The sequence below is a fragment of the Collinsella sp. CLA-ER-H10 genome, from assembly GCF_040092475.1.
In the GTDB taxonomy this organism is placed as follows: domain Bacteria; phylum Actinomycetota; class Coriobacteriia; order Coriobacteriales; family Coriobacteriaceae; genus Collinsella.
The window spans coordinates 16,387-37,138 of the sequence record NZ_JBBNLM010000063.1 but is presented as its reverse complement, the minus strand read 5'-3'; the positions used below and the strand labels follow the sequence as shown (position 1 = coordinate 37,138).

Sequence of the window (20,752 nt, the reverse complement as noted above, 5' to 3'; positions counted from 1 at the left end):
GCTGTTCGTGCGCCGCGTGGTGGTGGACCGCGCCGCCGGCACGCTCACCGCGGAGTTCACGTTCGACAAAAAGGAACCCCCGCCGGACGGTCCCGGCAGGGGTTCGCGTAAGTATCTGGGGGCTGGGCTGCGGAGACTTACGGCGAACACCTCCATGTACGCCCTGCCCTGCGGCTTCGCCGTCGTGGGGGAGTCACCGCGCCTCGCGCGCTAGGACCTGTACAGCCCGCGCCTGATCGCCTCGGCGATTGCCTTGTTCGTGTTGGTGCCGTGGTAGCCGTCGGCACCGTCCGGGCCGCACGAGATACCGTGGGCGATCAGCCAGCGCTGGTGCTGCACGATGGTGCCGGAGCCCATCTGGCGCGCCTGCACCCCGCAGGACTCGGGGTAAATCTTGCAGTCAACCTTCTTCTGCAGCGCCAGCACCATGTCCGAGCCGACGCCCTTGCCCGTTTTCGTCCATTCGATACCGCCATCCGTGGCCCAGAAGTGGGCCTTGTTGGCGAGCCACTGGCCGGAGACCACGCCGTCCACGGTCGTGCCGAGCTGCCTCTGGATGGCGCGGGTGAACTTCGGGCCCCAGTATCTGGTGTCCCCCAGGTCGGGGTCGGTGTGGTCGGCCACCTCCGTGTTCGATCCGGATAGAGTCTTGCCGTCGCTCAGCCAGTACAGCGTGCCGTCCCACGGGTAGCTGTAGTACGGCTTGATGTTGGACTCGCGGCCCGTCTGGTCGCCCTTGGTGCCGCTGATCGTGCCCTTCTCGCTGATGCTGAACTGCGCCAGCAGGTCGCCGCGGGCGGAGCCGTAGGGCGAGACACAGACGGCCGCGTGGCAGCGCTTGTTGACGTAGATGTCTCCGCGTTGAGCGGATTTGACGCCCATCTTGCGCCATCCGAACAAACCGGTTTTCAGCAGCTGCTCGACCATGTTGCCGGTGTAGCTGGCGCCGTAGGTGTTGACGCCGACGGCGCGCAGCGCGGTGATCACCGCCGAGCTGCAGTCGCGGTCGCCGCCCGCGACGGTCACGGTGGTGCCGTCGGACAGCGTGACCGTCTCCGTGGTGCCGTCTCCCATGCGGGTGTACTGCGAGTATCCGTGGCCGCTGCTCCCGTCGTGGGTGACGAGGTGCTCCATGACCTGCGCGAACGCCTCGCGCTGCGTGATGGCCATGGCTAGTCCCCCTTGACCTCGCCGAGCGCCAGCAGGGCGTCCAGCCACTTGTCGGTCACGCCGACGGCCTTGAAGGAGGCGTAGGCCACCTGCACGCCTCCCACGCACGCGAAGATGGACGTAACCCACGCCGACGCGTCGGTCGGCATGCCTCCGGCCATGGCGGTGAGGGCGCCGCACAGCGCCGAGACGGCGATGGCGAGCCAGCGCGCCGTGTTGCCGCCCATGGCCTTGGACTTGATCGCCTGCACGATATAGGGCACGACCAGCACCGTGCACACCGTCAGGCCCGCCTGAATCTCTGTCATTCGATTGCTCCTATCTGTCTGATTCCTTGTCGTACAGCAGGTCGACGCGATCGCAGATGTGGTCCACCTTGGCGGCCATTCCCTGGCTGCGCGCCTGGCTGTGAGCGAGGTCCGAGTGCAGCACCTCGTTCGAGGCCACCACGGACTCCATCAGCGTCTTCATGGCCTCCATGAGGCTGTTGGACCTCTCCATCTGCGCCGCGATGCGGCCCTCCATCTGCGAGCGCTCGCGGTCGCGCTGCGCCCGCTCGGCCACCTCCTCCTGCTTGCGCTCCTCGCGCTTCAGGTCGAGCGCGCCCTTGCGCTCGTTCTGCTTCTTGTACTCGTCCAGAAACTGGCGGCCGAAGTAGAACGCTATGAGGCCGAGCAGGACGCCGCCGAGCCATTCCGGGCCGAACGGCGCGAACAGGCTCAGTACCTCCACGGCCTACTCCTTCTTGGACGCGATGATGGCGTCGCGCTCTCGCTTGGTGATCTTGCCGGCAGCCAGCAGCTGCTCCAGGCTCTCGTCGTTGTAGAAGCCCTTCAGGTACCACTTCTGCACGCGCTGCGCGAACTTGCTCAGCTTCACGGCCATCTACTCCACCTCCCCGGGTGCGGTCTCGTCCTCGTCGTCGATCGGCAGCTCCACGTCGGTGCAGGCGGCCACCAGCTCGGTCAGTGCCTCCTGGCGCTCGATGCGGCTGGCCAGGTTCTCCTGTTCGCGCGCGGCGGCCAGGTCGTCCGGGGCCTTCTTGATGTTCAGCATCGGCTACTCCTTCCATAGTCCCTTGTACCAGGCGTCGGAGCGCCTGATCAGCCCGAAGCTGTCACCCTTGGAAGCGTGGTCGCGCCAGCCCTGGTAGCTCCCGTCCACCTCGGAGCGGTACATCTTGCCCGTCTGCGCCAGCCGAGCCATGCGGCGGATGCGGCGGCGCATGTCCTTGACGTTCGACGGCTTGACGAACATGAGGGCCTTTCCCGTGTCGGTCAGGTGGAAGTCGAAGCCCAGGAACTCGATGCCGTCGCGCAGCGGGTACACGCGCGACTTCTTGGGGTTCAGCTCGAAGCCTAGGGTATGCAGCGTGTCGCCGAAGGCCGCCATCGCGCGCTCGGCTTCCTCGCGCGTCGGCAGGATGGCCACGGCGTCGTCCATGTACCTGATGTAGTTCCTGATGCCCATGAGGTCCTTGGCCATGTGGTCCAGCGGGTCCAGCACGCTGATGCCGGCGATCTGTATCATCTGGCTGCCCGGGTTGTAGCCGACCTCGCCGGGGTACTGGTTGCGCATGACCGCCGTGGCCATGTCCATGATCTCGGGCGGCAGCTTGCGCGAGAAGGCGCCCTCTGCCACGTCGTGGCGCATGTTCGGGTAGTAGCCCGCCACGTCGATCTGGCACACCCAGCCGTTCGGACCGTGCCTGCGGTAGTGGCGCCGCATGAACTCCTTCAGCCTCTCGCGTGCGTAGTCGGTGCCCTTGTCCTTCTGGCACGCCGCGTTGTCCTTGATGAAGCCTTGCACCATGCGGGGGTAGATGCTGTTGTCGTTGAGGCTCCGCTGGAACACGCGGTCGGCGAAGCCCACGCTCACGATGGTGCGGCGCTTCGGCCTCGTTATGTCGAACTCGCGCGTCTTGCCGCAGCGGAACGTGCCGTCCTGCAGCTTGCGGCTCATGGCCAGCGTGCGCTCGGACAGGTTGAGCATATAGCTGGCGGTGCTGTCCTTCCAGATCACCCCGCGCCGGCACTTCCTGGCGCTCTCCCTCAAAGCGAGGAACCCGACGACGCCGTTAAGCTCGCCGGGTTCCAGTTTGGGTTTGGGTCCGGGGCGCATTGCAGCCGACCGCGTTCCAGCCGCGTCGGCGTCGCCCCGGCGTTGTTCGGCCCTCTCGGACTCGGGGTCACGGCTCCCCGCGCCGGTTTCGCCCCGCTCCGCGGCTGTGCCGCAGGCTTCGGTGGGGCTTGCGCCGGTTCGGTCGGGAGCGCAGCGATTGCCGTTCTGTGCGTTGTTGTTGTTGTTGACGTTGCCGGACGAGTTCACGATGAACGTGTTATTGCCGTTGTTGCGATTAGCGGAACGCGTCCAGACGTTCTGTTCAGCCGCGGCCCCAGCTATCACAGACGCCCATATCTCTTGGCGTCGGATGCCCTCCATGCGGCGATTTCCTCGCGGAGGTCGACCGCCATGCCCGTCCAGTAGACGGCTCGGCGCTCTGTCAGGTGCATTACGTCCCATGCGAGGTCGATAAGGAACAGCAACTCGCGGCAGCACGTCATGGCCATGTCCTGCAGGCGCCGGCGCTCGGCGTACAGCTGCGCGTCCTGGCGCACGCGGATGTTGTTGGCGCACCAGATGAAGCGCGCTATGTCTATCGCCGCGGCCTTTATCTTGTCCGTGACTGCCGACTGCTCCGGCTTGAACACCTTCTCGTTGGCCGTGATCTTCAGTACGTACTCGACGAGGTCGCAGGCGTCCACGAACACCTTCAGCTTGCTCTTCTTCCTCAATCTCCTGGGTACAGACAAGGCGGTCTCCTATCGGTAGCGGGGCGGGCGGTGGCCCGCCCCGGATTGTCGTTGATGATTAGATGGCGCGGGCGGGAGCGCAGCGATCGCCGTACTGCGCGCCGTGGTTGCTGACGGTGCCGGACGAGTACACGATGAACGCGTTAACGCCGTCGCTGCGACGAGCGGAACGCGTCCAGACGCTCTGCGGGCTGGTCTTGCCGTTGATGGCGTAGGTGATCAGCTGCGGCCACGTCTGCCACAGCGCCAGCGGCGTCGGGGACTGCGCGATGCGCGCCCAGTACTCCCAGGCCTCGCCCTCCTTGCCCTTCATGCCGGACTCGTTGAGCGCCAGGAAGTGCTCCTCCAGGCTCGGCAGGAACACGAGGTCGTAGGTCGTGTCCAGCACCGGCTCGTTGGCGGTGCCCTCCTCGCAGTAGGGCACGCCGGTGACGACCTTCACGCGGCGCATGACGGCCAGCTCCTCGGCGGGGATGCCGTCCAGGAAGCCGTGCTTGCCGACGTACTCGGGCGGGCGGTCCCACTTGTTCTGGGGCTTCCACCAGTTCGTGCCCTTGCCGTTGAGGTACTGGCGCAGCGCGGACTGGCTCCAGCGGTTGTAGCCGTAGGCGCAGCGGTAGATGCTGTTCATGTTGCCGTTCGGCTTGACGTCGATGGTGCCCAGGCTCGTGCCCTGCGCGCCCTCGCTCATGCCCACCGTCTCGATGGGGCTGGCGTCGGCGACGGTCTTGTAGGACTTCACCTGCCACGTGCCCGGGTCTCGGTCCGGTGCGTACTCCATGCCGGCCAGCACGCCGCCCTTCGGCACGTCCTTGGCGAGCGTGAACTGGTAGGTCTTGCCCTTGACCACGTTGGTGCCCCACGAGGTGCCCATGGTCAGGTTGTAGGTGCCGGCCGCCAGCGCCTGCTCGCAGTACCAGAAGGCCTCCTTCTGGTCGAACTGCGTGCCGAACGGCAGCGTGTGGTGCCATTCGATGATGGTGCCGGGCAGCTTCTCGCCGGCCTGCAGCTCCAGCTCCTCTGCGAAGTGGCACACGTCGTTGGCCACGTCGTAGACGGTGCCGCCGTCCGGGTCGGTCCATCGGGACGTGATCTGGTCGCCGATGCCGAGCACGTAGCGCCCCAGGCCGTCGCGGCTCATGCGCGCCAGGCCGTCCCAGTCCGTCTTCAGCGCCGCCACCTTGTCGTGCGCCATCGCCTGCAACGCGCCCGCGATGGCGCGGCCCGTGTCGTCGGTGATGACCGGGTACTCGACGATGCTGTCGTTTTTTGCCATGTCTAGCCCTTCTTCTTTACTCTCACGGCCACGCAAAGCTGGCCCTTGCTGTTGACGCACAGGCCGTTGGTGAGCGCCAGCACGTCGCGCTCCCACTCGGCCATCTTCTGGCTGTAGTTGCTGGCGCGCTCGGCCTCGGCCGTCACGCGCTCCGCCTCCTTCGCCACGCGCGCCTGCTCCTGCGCCGTCGCGGACTCTGTGATGGACGTGCAGGCGTTGATGGCGGCGGTGGCCTGGCGGGTGATCTCGTCGGCGTTTGCGGCCATCTCGGTCGACTGCTCGATGATGCGGTCGAGCATAGGCACGTAGGCGCCGGTGACGGCGTCGGTCAGGTCCACGTTGTCCAGCACCTCGATGCGCAGGCTGTTGGTGGAGCCCGTGAAGTCGCGGCCGACGATGCGGAAGTAGGCCATGGTCACGGAGCCGCGCACGGCCGCCACGGCGTCGGGGAAGCGGTAGGTAAACTGGCCGCCCTGCCCCTTGTCGACCACCTCCTCCATGATGGGGAAGCCGCCGGCGTTCTCAGCCATGAACGAGACGGTGCAGTCCGTGAGGTCCAGCGCCACACCGTCGTCCATGATCTGGAACGTGCGCTGGAGGCTCCGCGAGTCGCCGCGGCGCGCCCTCAGCGCGATGACTGGCATGAACTGGGTGCTGGACTTCTGCAGGTCCAGCGTCAGAATCTCGCGCATGCCGTTCCTTTCTCTCTCTAACCGATAATCCCGAGCACGACGCAGCCCGCGGGCATGACCAGCACGAGCGCCGTGTCGCCGGCCCTCGGCGAGCACGACGCCAGCTTGCTGCACGGCGTCGGCTCGGTCGAGCCGCGCAGCCTCACGTTCACCGTGGGGCCGTCGACGGACAGCACCGGCGCGCGCGTGTGGTAGTCGGCGGCGGTCCTCTCGGGCCACAGCGCCGCGGCCAGCCGGTCCGCCAGCTCTCCGCTAGGCGTCATTCCTCCACACCACCTCTCCAGTAGTCGTCACCTTGAAGTCCGGGCGCAGCAGGCGCCGCATGGTGTGCGTCGTCTCGCCGCCCAGCCCGAACTCGACGTCCTTGGCGGTGATGCCGCCCAGCCGATCGACGCCGGCCTCGCGGTAGTCGAGCAGCCCGCACTCGCCGACGCGCGACGGGATGAACAGGCCGTGCACTTCCACGTAGTCGATGCGCGTGGAGTTGTCCAGCAGCCTCTTGCGCGCGGCGGCCTTCAGCGCCTCCAGCATCTTCTCGGGCGTGTCGCCGGACAGCTCGGTCACCTCGTCGTCCAGCTGGCGCTCGCGGCGGCGCGTGACGGTCGAGGCCGCGCTGCGCGGGTCGTCGTTGCGCGCCTCGGCATACAGCCCCACGTTGTCGTCCTCGTACCACAGGCGCACCACGTTGGGCGTGTCGGCGCGGTTGTCCCTCACCGTGACGGAGGGGAAGAACACGCTGGTCTCGTCGTCCCGGAACGTCCACGACGGCGCGCGCTCCGTGGGCTCGACGTAGGGCTGCATCTGCACGGCGCCCCACGCGTCGGTGGTCGCGCTGCCGAAGTCGGCGGCGGACAGCAGCCAGTTGGCGATGCCCAGCCACTTCTCGTCGCGCTCGAACGTGTGCGCGCCGCTCAGCCTGTGGGACGACGGCGCGGCGTTGACGACGAGGCCGAGCGCGCGCAGGAAGCCGGCGGCGGTGTCCACGGTGGGCGTGCCGGCGGGCAGCGTGAGCGGGTAGCCGGGGCCGGTGGAGGCCGCCACGGTGAGCATGCCGGACAGGTCGGCGCTGCCGCTCACCAGCGAGCCGTCCAGGTCGGTCTCGCCCAGCTCCAGGAAGCCGGTTACCACGGGCCCCTCCCAGCTCTCGCCGGCGTCGTCGGTGAAGCCGTAGTACACGCGAACGGCGTCGTCCTCGTCGGGCACCGTGGAGCCCTCGTAGTCGATGGAGCCGGTGGCCTTCAGCTCCTTGAACTGGCTCTCGGAGGACTTGCCGCCGGTGATCTGGCCGTAGTCCTCCGCCTCCTCCATCCCCGGCCACTTGACGCGCCGGAACGTCCAGTGCTCGTGGTAGCGGTTGCCGTGCCACCTCATAGGCCCTCACCGTCCAGCCTCGTGGCCTCCAGGCTCACGCTCCACTCACGCTCCGCGTTGCCCAGCGACGGCGCCAGCTTGGCCGTGGCCATGAACGGGAAGACGAAGCCGTACAGCGTCTTCATCACCAGCCGCTCGCCGCTGCACACGGCGCGGTAGAACGCCAGCGCCTCCTCGCGGCTGTTCAGCGTCACGGACGCCGTGTGCTTCTCGGCCACGCGGTCGGAGGACACGCCCACCGGGTAGCGCCTGCCGGCCAGGCGGAACGTGGAGAACTCCGGCTCGACGGCGATCTCGTCGGCGGGGTTGTACCTACCGCGGGCGATGCCGCCGGACCAGTAGACGAACACGTGGCCCGAGTCGATGTGCCCCGGGAACCTCGTCTCGCGCACGGCGCCGGACGCGGCTATGCTGGCGGTCTCGTAGGCGTAGTCCGTGTTGAGCGGCGCGTACTCGTCCGTGAGCTCCGCGCCGTCGTGCAGGCCGTCGGCCAGCAGCGTGCGCACGCCGCCGACGTTGCGCCAGACGCTCGCCGACTCCATGGGCGCGGCGCCGTCCTCGACGCCCGCGTGCACCGTGATGGCCACGCGGCCGGTCGCCGGGTCCGGCACGGCGTCGACGATGGCGGGCGCCGGCAGGCTGTAGCGCACCGAGACGGAGCGCTCGGCCGAGCCTTGCAGCGTCGAGGACGAGCGGGCGGTGGCGGCCAGACGGTACGCGGCGCCGTCGGCCGGCAGCCACTCGGAGGCCGGTATGTCGAACTCCAGCCCGGCGGCGAGGTCGCGGCTGTAGACGGCTGTGCCAGCCGCGTCGTAGACGTTGAGCGTGCCGGCGGCCATGGTGCCGCTCGGGTCGCTGTAGCGCACGCGGACGTGCACGGGCACGGTCTCGACCGTGAAGCCGTCGGCCGGCTCCTCGATGGACAGCGTGGGCACCTGGCGCACGTAGGTGGCCACGGCGGGCGACCACGGACCGAAGTCGGCGTGGGCGCCCCTGGTGCGCACCTGCACGGACAGGCGGGTGTTGACCGCGAAGGAGTTGGCCAGCGTCGCGCTCGACGCCTCGCCGGAGACGTCGACGGTCGTCCAGGTCCTGCCGTCGGTGCTCCAGCGCCACTGGGCGGCCGTCTGGGCGGAGCCGTCGATGGGGTTGTGGCGCCACGTGACGGCGATGGAGGCCTGCGTCTTGGGGATGACCTGCGAGGAGGACGGCGAGGTGACGGTGGGCGCGGCCGGCGCGCAGATGGTCACGATGCCGCTGCTGGCCGTCCAGGCGCTCTTCAGGTCGCCGCGGGCGTTGCGGACGCGGTAGTACCACGTGCCGCCGCCCGGGTCGTCCTCGAACGACGTCACGTGGCCCTCGACGGTGCGCACCGCCGTCCACTCCTCCATGTCCTGGCTGCGCTCTATCTCGGCGGACGTGGCGGTGTTCGCCGGGTTGCCGAACGTGCCGCGCACGCGGGTGTTCGAGACGCGCGCCATGGCGATCTTGCCGGGCGCTGCGGGCGTGTTGTAGACGGTTGCCGTGTACACCCAGTCGGACGCGCCGGCCGAGTTCCGGCTGCGGACGCGGTAGCGCCACGAATGGTTCGCGCTCGTCGAGCGGTCGGGGCACCGCGTGCCGGCGGGCTCGACCGCGGCGAAGTCGGACCACGCGCCGCTGTCCATCTGGCGCTGCACGTCGTGGGCGAGGTACAGGTCGTCGTTGCCCGAGCCGTGCCCGAACGTGACGACGTTCTCGGTATCGCTCAGGCGGGCCGCCTTGACGTCCGTGGGCGGTGCCGGCAGCGTGCAGACCTTGCCCGTGTAGGTGTGCGAGCCGGCGTTGCCCGCCCCGTTGTGCGGCAGCACGCGGAACTCGTACACGCGGTTGGGCTCGCACGCGTACTCGCACTCCGTGTCCCCGCCGCCGACGTCCTTGTGGAGGGTGAAGCCACCGCCGTCCACCGAGACGTCGACGTAGATGCCGGCGTAGGGGCGCGTGGTGGTGTTGTTGTTCCTCCACTTGACCTTGATCTTGCCGCCGTCCAGCACGGCGCTGCACTGGCTCACCGCGTTGGGCGTCCACGTGGGGACGTCCGGGCTGTACCGGGCGGTCACGGACGAGTTGTAGTGGACGCCGGACCAGCTCAGGTAGGAGATGGTGGCCGTGATGACGGCCTGCTCCCCGTAGCCGACCCATCCGTAGTCGACCCAGCCGGAATCGCCGTACCAGTTGGGGCCGTACAGCTGCACCTGGCCGCCCCAGTTGCGGTCGACGATGGTGCCGCCGAAGTTGCCGTCGTCCACGCGGATGCTGCGCTTGTACTGGACGTAGGCGCGCCCCTCCTCCTGCGCCGTGGTCCTGCACTCCACGTACGCCCGCATGTGCGCGCCGGGGCCGGCCTTGTCTCCGAAGTATCCCTTCGCCATGCTCTATCCTCTCGCTCTCGTCGGGTTCGCGCGCTTGGCGTCCAGCACGAGGTCCACGAAGTCCTCCAGCGTCGCCAGGTCGCGCAGTTGCTCCATGTTCACCGTCACGTCGCCTATGTTGTAGACGGTCGTGCCGCCGGTTCCGGCACCCGCCCCGCGCGCCGCCAGTCGGCTGGCCACGGCGTCCGCGTACGGGTCCATCTCGCGGCCGGACAGCGGCACGACGGCCTCGGGGCCGGCCTCGCCGATGCCGACGACGCTGGCGCCCATGGCGATGGCGCCGGTGCGGTACCAGCTCACCGAGATGGACGGCACGCTGGGCGGCACGAGGCTGAAGTCTCCGCTGATGGAGAAGTGCGGCAGGTTGATGTGCGGGAACTGCAGGTGGAGTCCCGCGAAGAAGCCGCTGATGGCGTCGAGCGCGCCGGACACGGTGCTCTTCGCGCCGTTCATCGTGCTGTCGATCACGGACTTGATGCCGTTGAACGCGCCGGAGATGGCGCCGGAGACGGCGTTGCACACGCCGATGAACACGGCCTTCACGGCGTTCCAGGCGCCGGAGACGATGGACAGGATGGTCTGCATGACACCGTTTATCGCCACCATCGTGCCCTGCATGATCGAGGTCACGCCCTGCTGCAGCATCGTGAAGTCGCCGGTGGTCACGGCGAGGATTGCGCCCAGCACGGTCTGGAAGATGCCGGAGATTATCTGCCATGCGCCCTGTATGACGGTGCTCACGGCGGCCATGACGTTGGTCACGGTGGCCAGTATCGTGGCCAGCACCTGCGCCACGGTGTCCATGATGGATGTCAGGATGGGCACGACGGTCGAGACGATGACGGTCAGCACGGCGCCGATGGTCGGCCCCAGCGTGTCCATGGCCACCTGCACGGTCGAGACGATCTGGTCGAGGAACGCCTGCACGTACGGCGCGAGGAACGCGCATATCTCCTGCACCTTGGAGCTGATGGCGTCCACGCCGGCCATCACGGCGGCGCGGAACGTCTCGGACGTGGTCCACGCGGCGTAGATGGCCGCGGCTATGGCGGCTATGGCGGCCACCACGGCGGCGGCCGGCGCCAGCGGGATGGCCAGCGCGCCGCCCAGCATAACGAAGCCCTCGGAGATGGCGGGCAGCGCCGCCACGACGGAGCCGATCACCATCAGCAGCGGGCCCAGCGCGGCCACGAGCGCGAGCACCACGGCGATGCCGGTCTGAACGCCCGCCGGCAGCGATGCGAACGCCTCGGCGGCGTTGCCTATCACGCCTGCCACGGCGGTGATGGCCGGCGCCAGCGCGGTGCCGAACGCGATGGACGCCGACTCGACGGCGCCGCCCATGTTCTCCAGCGCCCAGGACAGCTCGCCCTTCTGGGCGTTGGCCATGGTCTCGGCGGCGGTGGCGTCGTTGGTCGCGGCGATGTACTTGGCCAGCCCCTCGCTGCCGGACTGCATCAGGATGGCGGCGGCGCGCGAGGCGTCGGAGCCGAAGATGGTCTGGAGCGCGGCGTCTCGCTCGGCGTCGGACAGGCCGCCCAGCTTGCCGGTCAGCTCGTCGGCGATGCCGGATATGTCCTTCATCTTGCCGTTGGAGTCTCGGATGTTCAGGCCGTAGGCGGCGATGGCCTCGGCGGCCTGGTCGGTGGGCGCGGCGAGGCGCTGCAGCATCGTCTTCAGGCTGGTGCCGGCGTCGGAGCCCTTCACTCCGTGGTCGGCGAACAGCGCCAGCGCCGCCGCCGTGTCCTCCAGGCTCCATCCGGCCAGCGACGCCTGGGCGCTGCACTGGCTCATGGCCTGCGTGAGGTCCGAGACGTCGGCGGAGGAGGCGTTGGCGGCGCCGGCGAGCGCGTTGGCGATGCGGGTGGCGTCCCCGGCGCCCAGGCCGAAGCTGCCCATCATCTGCACCGTGGTGGCCGCGGCGTCGGCGAGGTTGAGCTGGCCGGCGGCGGCGAGGTCCATGGACGCCGCGAGCGCGCCGCCCTTGATCTGGGCCTCGGTCAGGCCGCCCTTGGCCAGCTCCACCATGGCCTGCGCGGACTCGGTGGCGCTGAACACGGTGTCGGCGCCGAGCTGCAGCGCGAGGTTGCGCAGGCCGTCCATGTCGGCGGAGGCGCCGCCCAGCGCGCCCTGCACCTGGCTCATGGCGTCGTCGAAGCTGGCCGCCACGGAGGTGGCCGCGCCGCCGGCCGCCACGATGGGCACGGTGAGCCCCAGCGTCATGGCGCGCCCCAGATCGGTGATGCCCTCGCCGAGCGCCTTGGTGGCGGAGCCGCCCTTCTTCAGGCCCTCCCAGTTGAGCTTGCCGTCCTTGCCCTTGATCTCCTCCATGGAGACCTTGATCTTCTTCAGGCCGGAGACCACGCCCTGGTCGTCCAGGCGCGCGAGTACGGAGACGGCGTTGGACGCGCTACCCATCGGCCCTCACCGCCCGCTCCGCTGCGGCGAACTCGGCGGCGAACGCGGACGCCATGGCGCCGTTGGCCGCGTCCATGCGGCCGGCCTCGGTGCGGTCGGCGTGCAGCGCGAAGTGCGCCGCGCGGGCGCGGAACGCCTCCACGTATTCCTTGTTGTTCTTGTTCTCCCTCGGGCACTCGGCCGTGCGGTAGTAGATCGCCTGCTGCAGCGGCGTCTCGCCGGACTCCATCAGGCCGGCCACGAGGTCGAGGAACGCGCCGTAGCTCATGCTGTCGGCCACGGCGTCCCAGTCGAGGCCGTACGCCTGCAGCAGCGAGGCGCGGATGCGCCCGGCGTCCTCGTCCCAGTCGAACACGGGCTCCTCGCAGCCGGCGGCGCCCCTCGTGCCGTACAGGTCCACGCCCATGGCGTCCCACAGCACGGCGTCCACCATGTCCCAGAAGCCGTCGCGCCCGGCCGTCTCGATGGCGGCGGGCAGGTCGGCGAACAGCATGGCGGGGAGCAGCTGCTGCTTGTCCTCCTCGCTCAGCTCGGTGTCGGCGAACAGCTCGTTCACCAGCATGGCGTTGAGGGCGGAGTCGCACACGTCGTACCCCGCCCCCTCGTATTCGTAAGTTGTGCAGAACCGTCCGTTAACGGTCCCGCTTCTCGTCGTCAGGCTTCTGCGCATCTGCCACCACGTCCTGTAGGTAGTGCGCTGCCTTGCTCTGCTTCACGTCGTTCAGGCGGTCGAAGATCGCCTGGCACACGGTGGCGAATACCTGGACCATGACGAGGTTGCACTGCGCCGGCTTCAGCTTCACGCCGTCGCCGCACGCCGTGAGGATGGCGTCGTAGGACTCCTCGCCGATGCCCTCGACGATGATGGGGCCGATGATGGCGGCCATGTCCTCGGACAGCTTGTTCAGCTTCTTGCGGTCGAACGTCTTCTCCTTCAGCGTGTCGAGCGCGAGCGCCTGCTGGCGCGCCTTGATGCACTTGGCCGCCAAGGCGTTGACGGTGCCGTCGGTGCAGTCGATGGTGCACTCCACCGTCTCGTCGCCGACCTCGACCTCGAAGCGCTCGAACGACTTCCTTACCTTCAGTGTCTTCATGGTTGCGCTGCCTTCCCATCGTGCGCTGCGTTCAAAGAGAAAGGAGGCCGGGGCTGCAGCGCGTAGCCCCGGCCTCCTCGGCAGATGTTCCCCCGGCTGTCGCCCCGCGCCTAGGACGCGGAGACGGTCACGTCCACGACGGCGGAGACGGACGGCTTGGCCGCGCACTTGACGGCCAGGCGGGTCTTGCCGGCCTTGATGCCGGTCACGGTGCCGTCGGCGGCCACGCGGGCGATGCCGGTGTCCTCGATGGCGAACAGGCAGCGCGTGGACGCGCCCTCGGGCAGCACGGACGGCTTGACGGCGGCCGCGGTCTTGTTGACGCCCACGGTCACCTCCTGCGCCACGTTGACGGACTCGGGCAGCAGGGTGCCGGCGGCGGGGGTCACGACGGTGGCCACGCCGGAGCGGGACAGCGAGCACTTGAAGCTCGTCTTCTCGTTGGCGGCGCCGTTGGGGCCGTTGGCCGCGATGTCGAGGACGGTGCAGGGCGCCTCGATGCACTTGCCGGTCGGGTCGGTGACGCGGTAGGTCGTCTCGCGCTCGGCGCCGATGCCGTCCTCGATGGAGGCCACGTAGTCCTGGAACGGGTCGCCGATCAGGCGGTGGCCCTCGACGCTGTACTTGGCGCTCACGCCGGTGACGTCGGTCTTGGTGTTGCCGCCGCCGTTGTAGTAGGCGTCCTCGCTCGTGCTCTCGCTGTTGTCCTTGCCGATGTTGGAGATACCGGGGCCGACCCATGCCCAGTGGCGCTTGTCGCCGTCCGGGGTGGTGTCGACCTCGACCACGTGCTGGTAGTTCAGCGCGAAACCGATATCCATCTTCTAAAACTCCTTGATCTCGATGTGCGCGGTGGCCTCGACCACCCACACGTTGCGGCCGCTCTCGTCCCACTGGACCGGGCGCGGCTTCACTGTCTCGATGCGTATCATGCGGTAGCTGCCGTTGGCGCTGTCGAGCGGCACGGTCCGCAGCGTGCGCTCCGCCAGGAGCGCGTCCGCCATGGCGTCCAGCTCGACGCGGCGCGCGAAGAACAGGCTCAGGCGCACGGCCGTGTCAAAGGCGAGGTCGAAGTACCCGTCCTCGCCGCCCGGCACGCCGGTGCGGATGGCGCAGAACTCGGCGTGGCGCCGGGTGTCCGGCAGGTAGGTGAACACGTCGCGGACGCCTGCGGCCTCCAGGCGGCCCTTCACCACGTCCACGAGGTCCAGCGTGCCGTTGTCTTCCATGTGCGTGCCTCCTAGTAGTCCATGTACAGGCGCCGCGCGAACTCGCGCAGGTCGTCGCCGTCCTCGCGCCGGCACTTCTCGTCCCAGTGGTCGGTCGTCCCCGGCTCGGTGTGGTTCATCGGCTCGTAGTACTGCCGCGCGGCGTAGGGCGTGTCCCACGTGAGGATGCCCGCGCCGTAGTCGGAGCTGACCGGCTCGCTGGAGCGCAGCGGGGTCTCCAGCACCGGCACGTACTTGCGCATGGTGAACGCGCAGCGGCGCGCGTACAGCACCTGGCGCCTCTTGCACTCGGCCGGCGCGGTCGCCAGGTCGATGCCGGCGGTGACGATGTCCACGGCGATGCTCACTTCAGCTCGACCTCCCAGTGGTGCACGTGGCCGCGCTCGTCGACGTAGCGGGTGCACGACGCGACGCAGCACTCTGTGGCGCCGTCGACGGAGACGAGGCTGCCGGCCGGCAGCTCCATGGCCCCCGCCGTGTTCACGGCGTCGATGAACAGCAGGCCGGTCGTGGCGTCCTGCAGCTGGTAGTCCGTGGCGCGCACGGACGCCCTCTGCTCGTAGCGCACGCCCAGCAGGAGCCTCTTGTCGGAGAAGCCCTGGCGGCCGTCGACCTCCTCGGGCACGCGCACCTCGGCGCGGCTGGGCAGCAGGCGCTTGGGTATGGGCACCATGCCGATCACCCCAGCCCCTGGTACAGGAGGCCGGAGCCGGACAGCGCGCGGCGCACCGCCCGGTCCATCGCGGCGTCGTAGCCGCCGCCCTGCCCCTGCTCGATGGTGAGCGAGCCCAGGCGGACGGAGCCGGACGCCTCGATGCCGCCGGAGAAGCCGTACGCCGCGTCGACGTCTAGCGCCGCGCAGACGGCGGCCTTGTACGCCTCCACCTGCGCCTCGCCCTCCGGCTCGTTGAAGCCGATCACCTCGCGCACGGCGGCCACGGCGGCGCCCAGGTGCGGGCGCACGTCGTCCCACGTGTTCGCGCCGTGGTAGTCGGCGCTCTCGACCTCCGGCAGCATGGCTACTCCGCCTCCGCTGCCTTGGCCGCGGCCCTCTTGCGCGGCTTGCGGGCCGGCTTCTCGGCCGGCTCCTCGGGCTCCGCCGCCGGCTCGGGCTCCGGCTCGGGTACCTGCTCCTGGCTGGCCTCCGCCGGCTTCTCGGCCGGCTCCTCGGGGAAGGTCAGCCCCACGATGGTGGCCATTAGGCGGTCACCGCGACGTGGGCGTAGATAAGGCCCTTCTTCTTCAGGTACACGATCAGGTCGTGGTACAGGCGGTACTGCCACTTGTGGGCGTCGTCGTCCTGGTTCACGTCGGGGGAGAAGTAGCGCAGCTTCTCGTGCTTGGAGATGGCGGCGGCGGCCTCGGGGGCCATGACGATGAAGTTCAGCGCCTTGCCGTCCTCGGCCTTCTCGTAGCCGCCCTTCTCCTCGCCGGAGGTGGTGCCGTCCAGCAGCTTGATGGCGGAGTAGAAGCGGTCGCCGGCCACGCCGATCATCTTCATCTCGTCGTAGGTGCCGAAGTTGCTGTTCGGGGACTCGCCGGCGGACAGCTGGTACTTGTTGGACAGGCGCAGCAGCTTCTTGGTGGCGGCGGAGTGGTAGAACAGGCACTGGGACAGCTTCACGCCGTGGTCCTCCATGCACTGCTCGGCCTCCAGCACGGCGGCCACGGTCTCGTCTGCGCCGGACAGGTCCTTCTTGACGGTGGTGCCGGCGTTCTGGGTGAGCTTGGCGAAGCGGATGGCGTCCACCTCGGGAACCACCTTAGTGCGGGTGAACTCGCCCATGGCGTTGGCGGAGACGAGCTTGGCGCGCTCGTCGTCGTCGAGCACGTCGATGTTGAACTCGCGGTCGCGCTCGTACTGCAGCTGGTACGGCTGCCAGGTGACGGAGATGCCGCCCTTGGTGAAGCCCTGGCCGCGCTTGTGGGTGGCCAGGCCGTCCATGTCGATGCTGGCGATCTCGATCTTGCCGTTACCGCTCATTTCGCCAACCAGGTCCTGGTTCATGTTCAGGTCGCCGGTGACGGTCTCCTGCGCGATGACCTTGTCCAGTCGGTTGGTGAACGTGTCGATGCAGTTGGATAGGTCGTTGGTTGCAGCCATGTGCTGCTCCTCTCTACTTCTTCAGGCCGAAGGCGCGGTCGAGCGCCGCGTCGTCGTCCTTGGCCGCGCCCACGGGCTTCAGCCCCGTGGAGCCGGTCTTCTTGGCTTCCTCGAACAGGTACGGGCAGGCTTCCTTCAGCTTGTCCACGTCGCCCTCGTAGTCGTCCAGCAGCGCCTTGGCCGCCTTGACGTTCTTGCACCCGGCGATCTCCAGGCGGTAGGCCGTCTTCTCGCTCGCCATGGACGCCTTCATCTCGTCGAGCTTCTTCTGTAGCTCCTCGCGCCCCTCCTTGGTCTTGGCCGCCTCGTCGAGCTGCGCGCGCAACTTCTCGATCTCGTCGTCCTTGGCCTTCAGGTCGCGCTCGTACTTGTGGCGGTTGACGGTCGCGCCGCCATCGCCGCCCTGCGGCTCCGTGGTGCCGCCTGCCGGCTCGTTAGCCGGCTTCTGGGGCTGCTGTGCCTGGGTGCCGTCGCCGGCGCCTTCTGCAGCCTGCTGGCCCTCCTGCGGGTCGGTCTGCTGCCCCTGCGGTTGCTGTGCTCCCATGTCCGTACCAGTCCTTTCCGGTGTTTGGTTGCCGCGCTTCACTGCGCGCTTCGGTACTTGCAGCTGTTGCCGCCGCTGCCGCGCCGCACCCCGTTGCCGCCGGGTGCCCGCGCAGCTTGGATGGTCGGGCACGTGTCGCCCGCCAAAAGGAAGGGCCGCCCCTGCGGACGGCCCTCGCCTCGTTCTGTTCTGTTGTGTGTGTTCGGCTAGTACCAGGACAGCGTGCCGGATTGCTTCAGCTTGCCGGCTCGGTTCATGCGCCGGGCGTGCGCGAGCATCTGGCCCGTGCACATGCCGTCGTCGTCCGGGGACTTTGCCACCACGGACGCCTCTCCGGTCGAACGGTCGATGCGCACGGTTCCCACCCTGCCGGTGCCATGCGGGGCGTATTCGTATGTGGCGAGCACGCCGTCGTCGCTTGTCTTCTCAAAGGTGAGCATCAATCATCAATCCCGTTCTCACGCAGCCACTTCCTGATTGCCTCCGCATAATTGTACCGCAGGTCGGCTGCATCATGGGCTTCCCCCTGCGCCATACCCTGCGCCATGTACCGTGCCTCCAGTTCCTCATGTCTGAAGAGTATCCGGTCGTGCTCCTGGATGTTCCTGCCGGACAGTAGCCGCTGGACGGACTGCGCGATCTGGTAGTCCTCGTAGAAACGGTGGTGCCCGTCTTCCAGGTCGTGCTCCTCGACGAACAGATGCTCGAACCCTCGGCGCGCGTCTGCCTCATTCATCCCGGATGCCTTGGCGATTTTTGCGACGGTCTTGCCGCGGTCGCGGTTGCGCAGTTCCTCGTAATAGGAGACTGCGTGCGCGTCGCGCCTTGAATGGTCCGGGTCGTTGACGTCGTTGAGCGCCCCTTTCTGCACCACGCCCCCGAACACCCTGCGCTGCTCGCCGGCCGTGAGGGTCGAGAAGTCGGACGCCTTCATGCCCTGCAGCTTCATCTCCTCGGCCACGGCCCTGGCCACGGCGGTGCGGCTGGCACCGGCCCTCGCCATCGCCTCACTGGCCGCCTTCCCGTCCATCAGCTGCGCCAGCGTGCGGCCGCTCGACTTGACCCATGTGCCGCCGGGCATGTCCCCGGCCCACTCGCGCGCGGGGTGGCGGTGGAGTACCGGGTGCCCGGTCAGGCTCTTGGCGTTGGACTCCTTCACCAGCCGGCGCATGGCATCCTGCCTGCGCGCCAGCAGGTCCTGCGCCCTCACGACCTCGACGCGCGCGGCGTTGGTGGGGGAGACGTCGTAGCACTTGCGGGCGCCGGCCAGCTCGCGCTTGGCCTCGCGGATGGCGCGCTCCCCGGCGCGCTGCCTCTGCTCCAGTTTGTAGACCTCCTCGCCCGGTAGGCCGCTGGCGTGCTTGGGGTCGCGCTCGTAGGCGCGCGGCGCGCCCGGCAGGTACGGGCCGAACGAGTGGCGGCAGTTGGCGCCCAGCAGGCCGTCCACCGAGCCGTAGCCCGTGGCGGCCTCCAGCCCCTCGTACGAGCGGCCGTCGATGCTCACGGCGCCGCGCCAGCCGTACACCTGCCCCTGCCACGCGGCGTGGCTCGGGCGCGCGTTGGGGTGGCTGGAGACCTCGACCAGCTGCACGCCGTACTCGTCCATGGCCCTCGCGGTCATGCGGGCGCCGTCCTGGGCGATCTGGGTGCGCACGTGGCGGCGCACGGCCACGTCCACGCGGTTGCGCACGGTGAGGTTGCCGGCGGCGTCGCGGTACTGCACCACGCACACGCCGTCGCGCTCCAGCCTGCGCACGGCGCGGTGCAGCGCCTGCTCGGTGGTGGCGGAGCCGGAGTTCACCCGGGCGATGGCCTCGGTGGACGCGGACAGGAACGCGTCCAGGGCGCCCTGCTCCATGTGCAGGTTGTCGCGCTGCAGGATGGCGGCCAGCCCCCGCACGGTGGCGTCCATCTGGCGCGGCCACGCCTTTTCGGTGCCGGGCCTGCCCAGGCGCTCCATGTCGTCGGCGTCGGACGCCCTCATGAACTTCTCGACGGTGGCGCGCAGCTCGGCGTCCACCTCGCCGGCGTGGCGCTCGATGATGCGGCGCAGCTCGTCGGCGTGGGTCTGGCCCAGCAGCGCCGCGGCCGTCACGCTCCTGGAGGTCACGCCGGCGCCGGACAGCATGAGGTCCACCAGGTAGTCCAGCATGTCGGCCTCTATGCCGCGGTACACGCGCGCCAGCGCCTCGCCGGCCTCCTCCAGCGCCTCCGGGGACAGCATCAGAAGCCCTCGTCGAGCAGCTGGGCGGAGGGCACGGCCGCGGCCGCCTCCTCCTTGCTGAAGCCGTGCCAGTCGATCAGGTAGCGCTGCTTCAGCTCCGGGACGCCCAGCGCGGCTATCTCGGCCAGCGCCATGTTCTTCTCGGTCTGGGTGTCGGCGATCACGCTGTCGTCGAACTGGACCTTGACGGCGCCGAAGTCCTCCTCGATGGCCGCGCCGCAGTGGATGCGGGCGCAGTTGAGCAGGCTGGTCACCACGCGCTGGACGGCGCCGCGCAGCACGTTCTCGTGCTTGCGCACGTTGCGCATGAGCGCGGAGTTGTCGGCCGCCACCTCGGTGGCCGTCTTCAGGCCGCCGGACCTGTCCAGCGCGAAGTACTGCTGGCCGAAGCCGCACAGGTCGCCCAGCTCGGCGAGCGCCATGTCGAAGGCGGAGCGCAGCGGCTCCACGCGTATCTCGGGGCTGTAGATGCTGATCAGGTTCTTGGTCGGGTCCTGGCCGGCGAGGCGTCGGAACAGGCGGCCCTCGATGCGCGGCGAGGGTATGACCTTGCCGTTCTCGCTGCGCACGTCGACCATGCTCTCGTCCACGAACACCTTGGCGGCGGTCAGCTCGACCTCCTGGAACATGGAGTCGTAGGCGAGGTCCACGGCCTTGATGGCGTCGAGCGCGTCGGCGAACACGGACTGGCCGAACGGTGACAGGTCCACCACGGTGTTCTCCAGCGCGGGGCGGATGATGCCGAACGTGGGGCAGTCCTGCATGGTGTCGAAGTCGGCGATCACGCCGGCGGCCTCCGCGTCCTGCTCCTCGCCCTCGCTGAACAGGTAGGTGCTGATGTGGTAGGTGCCCGTCTCGGGGTCCGGCGCGTGCACCTGCAGCTGGTCGACGCGGCGGCCCGCCACGGCGGCGCGGGTGACGAACGCGCACGCGCTCACGCCCTCCTCGTCCCATGACAGCGGCCGCACCATGCGCGCGTCGTAGCGGCGTACCTTCAGCTCGGTGCCGTCGTCGCGCACGTCCAGCCACAGCGCCCACGCGGCGGTGCCCAGCGCGAACGCCTTCTCCACGACCATCTGCCCGGTGGGCCAGAAGTTGGCGCGGTCCAGCCAGTCCTGCAGCCACCCGTTCGCGGCGTCGGCCTCCACGCTCACCTGCGTGTCGTCGGTGATCAGCAGGCTGGCCCACTCGGACGCCACGCGCTTGGCGGGGCGGATGCTCATGCGGTCGCGGGTGCGGCGGCGCCCCTGCAGGTCGGTGTAGCCGTCCCTGTACCAGTCGTCCTTGCCGCTGTACCAGTCGAACCACGACTGGATGTAGGCGTCCATCGAGGTGTCGACGGCGTACCCCAGCTCCTTCAGCTTCTTGGTCACGTGCGCCGGCACGCTGAACTCGTCCACTGCCAT

General features: G+C 68.9%; 27 protein-coding genes. 1 reads left to right on the top strand and 26 read right to left on the bottom strand.

Going from position 1 to position 20,752, the window contains the following annotated elements; genetic code table 11:
- Nucleotides 1–214 (top strand): hypothetical protein (locus AAAX36_RS09735; RefSeq protein ID WP_349075377.1); only part of this gene is annotated, 214 nt, incomplete at its 5' end.
- On the opposite strand, the gene AAAX36_RS09730 is transcribed toward AAAX36_RS09735, so the two are convergent.
- The 26 genes from AAAX36_RS09730 to AAAX36_RS09605 form a co-directional block, all read right to left on the bottom strand.
- On the bottom strand, nucleotides 211–1,170 hold the full coding sequence (locus AAAX36_RS09730; protein ID WP_349075375.1) for a hypothetical protein: 960 nt from the start codon (nucleotides 1,168–1,170) through the stop codon (nucleotides 211–213). The genes AAAX36_RS09735 and AAAX36_RS09730 overlap by 4 nt on opposite strands.
- A 2-nt stretch (nucleotides 1,171–1,172) precedes the next feature.
- Nucleotides 1,173–1,478, bottom strand: a complete 306-nt coding sequence (locus tag AAAX36_RS09725; protein ID WP_195193167.1) for a hypothetical protein — start codon at nucleotides 1,476–1,478, stop codon at nucleotides 1,173–1,175.
- 10 nt (nucleotides 1,479–1,488) lie between these two features.
- Nucleotides 1,489–1,902, bottom strand: a complete 414-nt coding sequence (locus AAAX36_RS09720) for a hypothetical protein (RefSeq protein ID WP_195193166.1) — start codon at nucleotides 1,900–1,902, stop codon at nucleotides 1,489–1,491.
- 3 nt (nucleotides 1,903–1,905) lie between these two features.
- Complete coding sequence (locus AAAX36_RS09715) at nucleotides 1,906–2,055, bottom strand: hypothetical protein (RefSeq protein WP_349075373.1); 150 nt, start codon at nucleotides 2,053–2,055, stop codon at nucleotides 1,906–1,908.
- Nucleotides 2,056–2,226, bottom strand: coding sequence for a hypothetical protein (locus tag AAAX36_RS09710; protein ID WP_195193164.1), 171 nt, complete (start codon nucleotides 2,224–2,226; stop codon nucleotides 2,056–2,058). It abuts the gene before it with no gap.
- Nucleotides 2,227–2,229: 3 nt separating this feature from the next.
- Nucleotides 2,230–3,612 carry an RNA-directed DNA polymerase gene (locus AAAX36_RS09705; protein WP_349075371.1) on the bottom strand — a complete coding sequence of 461 codons (1,383 nt, stop codon included), beginning with the start codon at nucleotides 3,610–3,612 and terminating at the stop codon, nucleotides 2,230–2,232.
- Nucleotides 3,573–3,983, bottom strand: a complete 411-nt coding sequence (locus tag AAAX36_RS09700) for a hypothetical protein (protein ID WP_349075369.1) — start codon at nucleotides 3,981–3,983, stop codon at nucleotides 3,573–3,575. The genes AAAX36_RS09705 and AAAX36_RS09700 overlap by 40 nt, the downstream gene beginning before the upstream one ends.
- Nucleotides 3,984–4,041: 58 nt before the next feature.
- On the bottom strand, nucleotides 4,042–5,259 hold the full coding sequence (locus AAAX36_RS09695; protein WP_349075367.1) for a DUF6273 domain-containing protein: 1,218 nt from the start codon (nucleotides 5,257–5,259) through the stop codon (nucleotides 4,042–4,044).
- A 2-nt stretch (nucleotides 5,260–5,261) separates the two neighbouring features.
- A complete protein-coding gene (locus AAAX36_RS09690) occupies nucleotides 5,262–5,951 on the bottom strand; it encodes a BppU family phage baseplate upper protein (protein ID WP_349075366.1) in 690 nt (229 codons plus the stop codon).
- Nucleotides 5,952–5,968: 17 nt separating this feature from the next.
- Nucleotides 5,969–6,214 (bottom strand): hypothetical protein, encoded by a 246-nt coding sequence (locus tag AAAX36_RS09685; RefSeq protein WP_195193159.1) that lies wholly within the window; start codon nucleotides 6,212–6,214, stop codon nucleotides 5,969–5,971.
- Entirely contained in the window at nucleotides 6,204–7,322 is a 1,119-nt protein-coding gene (locus AAAX36_RS09680) for a hypothetical protein (RefSeq protein WP_349075364.1), read from the bottom strand. The genes AAAX36_RS09685 and AAAX36_RS09680 overlap by 11 nt, the downstream gene beginning before the upstream one ends.
- Complete coding sequence (locus AAAX36_RS09675) at nucleotides 7,319–9,733, bottom strand: hypothetical protein (protein ID WP_349075363.1); 2,415 nt, start codon at nucleotides 9,731–9,733, stop codon at nucleotides 7,319–7,321. The genes AAAX36_RS09680 and AAAX36_RS09675 overlap by 4 nt, the downstream gene beginning before the upstream one ends.
- Nucleotides 9,734–9,736: 3 nt before the next feature.
- Nucleotides 9,737–12,151 carry a phage tail tape measure protein gene (locus AAAX36_RS09670; RefSeq protein ID WP_349075361.1) on the bottom strand — a complete coding sequence of 805 codons (2,415 nt, stop codon included), beginning with the start codon at nucleotides 12,149–12,151 and terminating at the stop codon, nucleotides 9,737–9,739.
- Nucleotides 12,144–12,821, bottom strand: coding sequence for a Gp15 family bacteriophage protein (locus AAAX36_RS09665; protein ID WP_349075360.1), 678 nt, complete (start codon nucleotides 12,819–12,821; stop codon nucleotides 12,144–12,146). The genes AAAX36_RS09670 and AAAX36_RS09665 overlap by 8 nt, the downstream gene beginning before the upstream one ends.
- Nucleotides 12,784–13,245, bottom strand: coding sequence for a hypothetical protein (locus AAAX36_RS09660; RefSeq protein ID WP_349075359.1), 462 nt, complete (start codon nucleotides 13,243–13,245; stop codon nucleotides 12,784–12,786). The genes AAAX36_RS09665 and AAAX36_RS09660 overlap by 38 nt, the downstream gene beginning before the upstream one ends.
- Nucleotides 13,246–13,355: 110 nt before the next feature.
- The gene (locus AAAX36_RS09655; RefSeq protein ID WP_349075357.1) at nucleotides 13,356–14,066 is read right to left on the bottom strand and encodes a hypothetical protein; all 711 of its coding nucleotides are present in this window, start codon (nucleotides 14,064–14,066) and stop codon (nucleotides 13,356–13,358) included.
- Between the two features lie 3 nt (nucleotides 14,067–14,069).
- Complete coding sequence (locus AAAX36_RS09650; protein ID WP_349075355.1) at nucleotides 14,070–14,474, bottom strand: minor capsid protein; 405 nt, start codon at nucleotides 14,472–14,474, stop codon at nucleotides 14,070–14,072.
- 11 nt (nucleotides 14,475–14,485) lie between these two features.
- Nucleotides 14,486–14,821, bottom strand: coding sequence for a minor capsid protein (locus AAAX36_RS09645; protein WP_349075353.1), 336 nt, complete (start codon nucleotides 14,819–14,821; stop codon nucleotides 14,486–14,488).
- Nucleotides 14,818–15,147 carry a putative minor capsid protein gene (locus tag AAAX36_RS09640; RefSeq protein WP_270224877.1) on the bottom strand — a complete coding sequence of 110 codons (330 nt, stop codon included), beginning with the start codon at nucleotides 15,145–15,147 and terminating at the stop codon, nucleotides 14,818–14,820. Before AAAX36_RS09640 ends, AAAX36_RS09645 begins: the two co-directional genes overlap by 4 nt.
- 5 nt (nucleotides 15,148–15,152) lie before the next feature.
- Nucleotides 15,153–15,491: a hypothetical protein gene (locus AAAX36_RS09635; RefSeq protein WP_152077763.1), complete on the bottom strand. Its 339-nt coding sequence runs from the start codon at nucleotides 15,489–15,491 to the stop codon at nucleotides 15,153–15,155.
- Between the two features lie 2 nt (nucleotides 15,492–15,493).
- On the bottom strand, nucleotides 15,494–15,673 hold the full coding sequence (locus AAAX36_RS09630) for a hypothetical protein (RefSeq protein WP_270224881.1): 180 nt from the start codon (nucleotides 15,671–15,673) through the stop codon (nucleotides 15,494–15,496).
- Nucleotides 15,673–16,578 carry a hypothetical protein gene (locus AAAX36_RS09625; RefSeq protein ID WP_349075351.1) on the bottom strand — a complete coding sequence of 302 codons (906 nt, stop codon included), beginning with the start codon at nucleotides 16,576–16,578 and terminating at the stop codon, nucleotides 15,673–15,675. Before AAAX36_RS09625 ends, AAAX36_RS09630 begins: the two co-directional genes overlap by 1 nt.
- Nucleotides 16,579–16,591: 13 nt before the next feature.
- Nucleotides 16,592–17,122, bottom strand: a complete 531-nt coding sequence (locus AAAX36_RS09620; RefSeq protein WP_349075349.1) for a hypothetical protein — start codon at nucleotides 17,120–17,122, stop codon at nucleotides 16,592–16,594.
- 206 nt (nucleotides 17,123–17,328) lie between these two features.
- Entirely contained in the window at nucleotides 17,329–17,562 is a 234-nt protein-coding gene (locus AAAX36_RS09615; protein WP_349075347.1) for a hypothetical protein, read from the bottom strand.
- Nucleotides 17,562–19,346: a phage minor capsid protein gene (locus AAAX36_RS09610; RefSeq protein ID WP_349075345.1), complete on the bottom strand. Its 1,785-nt coding sequence runs from the start codon at nucleotides 19,344–19,346 to the stop codon at nucleotides 17,562–17,564. Before AAAX36_RS09610 ends, AAAX36_RS09615 begins: the two co-directional genes overlap by 1 nt.
- Nucleotides 19,346–20,752 carry a phage portal protein gene (locus tag AAAX36_RS09605; RefSeq protein WP_349075342.1) on the bottom strand — a complete coding sequence of 469 codons (1,407 nt, stop codon included), beginning with the start codon at nucleotides 20,750–20,752 and terminating at the stop codon, nucleotides 19,346–19,348. Before AAAX36_RS09605 ends, AAAX36_RS09610 begins: the two co-directional genes overlap by 1 nt.